General features: G+C 66.3%; 1 pseudogene. It reads right to left on the bottom strand.

Annotation, left to right across the window (positions count from 1 at the left end):
• A pseudogene (locus tag FNJ47_RS52425) lies at positions 1–246 on the bottom strand (hypothetical protein); the annotation flags it as partial.

Raw genomic sequence — 246 nt, forward strand, 5'->3', positions numbered from 1 at the left:
TGGTGCACTTGGCCCGGCATCGGGCCGAAACCGCCCATCTGCCACATCAGCCACTCATAGACCGGGATCCGCTCCGCCAGCGGTTTCGGCAGGAACTTGCCGGTCTTCTCGCCGAGATAGAGCAGGACCGCGCCTACGGCCTGAAGCGCTACATGGCCGAGACGCGACGGCTCTATGGCGTGCTGGACCGCAGGCTGGATGGCCGCGATTTCGTCGCCGGCGATCTCTCGGTGGCCGCTTTCGCCA

It is taken from the genome of Bradyrhizobium uaiense (genome assembly GCF_010811875.1).
In the GTDB taxonomy this organism is placed as follows: domain Bacteria; phylum Pseudomonadota; class Alphaproteobacteria; order Rhizobiales; family Xanthobacteraceae; genus Bradyrhizobium; species Bradyrhizobium uaiense.